The organism is uncultured Thiodictyon sp. (genome assembly GCA_903837595.1).
GTDB lineage: Bacteria > Pseudomonadota > Gammaproteobacteria > Chromatiales > Chromatiaceae > Thiodictyon.
Genome location: CAILVI010000013.1, coordinates 1 through 1,570 on the forward strand (window position 1 = coordinate 1; position 1,570 = coordinate 1,570).

Below are 1,570 nucleotides of genomic sequence, written 5' to 3' on the forward strand. Positions count from 1 at the left end.
GCGGTTCAACATGCGGAATTGGATGCCGGCCTCGTCGGCGACCAGCCCCATCAACCCGCCCAGGGCGTCAATCTCGCGAACGATCTGGCCCTTGCCGATCCCGCCGATGGCCGGATTGCAGGACATGCGGCCGATGGCGTCGCGCCGGTGCGTAACGAGGATGGTGCGCGCGCCGAGATTAGCCGCCGCCCAGGCGGCTTCCGCGCCGGCGTGTCCGCCGCCGATGACCAGGACATCGCAGGTTTGACCGGGCATTGTGGTTACCGATTCTACCGCGGCCGCCGACGGCGGTCAGGCAGGCGTTGGTCGCCCACGTTAGCATCGACGGGATGATGAGCTTATTGCAGGCAAGAAGCGGGGGCTTGACGCCGAGAAGGTGAGAATCCAAGAGATGTTGAACGCGATAGAGAAAGCCTGACTGCTGACGGGCTTCGAGCCGGCGGCGTCTTGGTGTGCGACGGCTTCGGCTGTCGCCCCTATTCCTTCTCCGAGTCGGAGGGAGGGGGCCTGCGGTTGAATAGTTCGTCTGGATCAAGTTCAACCGCCTTGGGATTCGTTTTCCCGATCATCGACGTATCTGGTGGTGTGCTGGAAATCGTAGAGATTTGGATATCGATCACTATATCAGGATTCAGCCTGTAAGGTTTGTCGCCGTAGAGCTCGAAGATCGCCTCTATCTGGTTCTTGATTTCGATGCCACGAATCACCTCAATATCCGTCCCGTCAATCAGGCTGACTCCAAGCCATGCATCTTCTGACGGGCAGTGCGCCGCAATCTCTAATCCAGGGGCAAGCATCGGCATTATGAATGCGGCTGTTTCGTCCCGTTCCAGTGACCAGCCTTGCGGGTGATTCGGTTTACTAATCGGGGGCAGGAACATACGAAAGACAATATCACGCGTGGAACGACCGGGCGGAAGCTTCGCCAAACTCGCCCCGAAGGCTCGCTCGAAAGCGGGGATGATATTGACGCCGCGTACTGCGAGATACGCCCGCCCGATCTTCGCCGGGCGTTTGCTTCTGCCGACAACCTGAAGGACCAAGCTCGGACATCCGACAGCTTGCAGGAGCTGCAGGTCCATGCCTTGCGACAGCTTTCCCGCGACCTTTACAGCGTCTTCGCTCTTTCCCCGAATGAGCTTCACGAGCCCAACGATTCCGGCGACTACAACAGCAGAAAGCACCGTGGCGACCGCACCCCAGAAGATCTTCTCGCTATCCGTCATAGTCGCTCGCCTGCAGGCGAGCTTCCCGCCCGCCCCGCGTATGCTACTCGACGGGCGAGCGCGCGGCGACCCCCGAGTAAGTTCCACCTGGTAGCGGAGAGGGACTTGGACGCCATCGGAGACGGCCGCCGACAGATCGCTTATCATGGGCGGCCGAGCGAACCACATGCGGAGGTGACGTCAGGTGAACTTTGCGCGCATTTGCAGGCGATGCACGGCGTTGGGACTGGCCGGGCTGCTATGGCCCATGCTGGCCGGCTGCCAGGGGGTCATCCAGGGCAACTGGCACATGGTGGAGGCTATCCCGAATCGGGAGGTGTTCAGCATCGACAACGTCACGTTCC

General features: G+C 60.9%; 2 protein-coding genes. Both read right to left on the reverse strand.

Annotated features, from left to right (window positions below):
• On the reverse strand, window positions 1-255 hold a 255-nt coding region (locus tag QZY44_RS00840; RefSeq protein ID WP_295440884.1), incomplete at its 3' end, for an FAD-dependent oxidoreductase.
• A gap of 221 nt (window positions 256-476) precedes the next feature.
• Complete coding sequence (locus QZY44_RS00845) at window positions 477-1,226, reverse strand: hypothetical protein (RefSeq protein ID WP_295440886.1); 750 nt, start codon at window positions 1,224-1,226, stop codon at window positions 477-479.
• Window positions 1,227-1,570 lie beyond the last annotated feature (344 nt).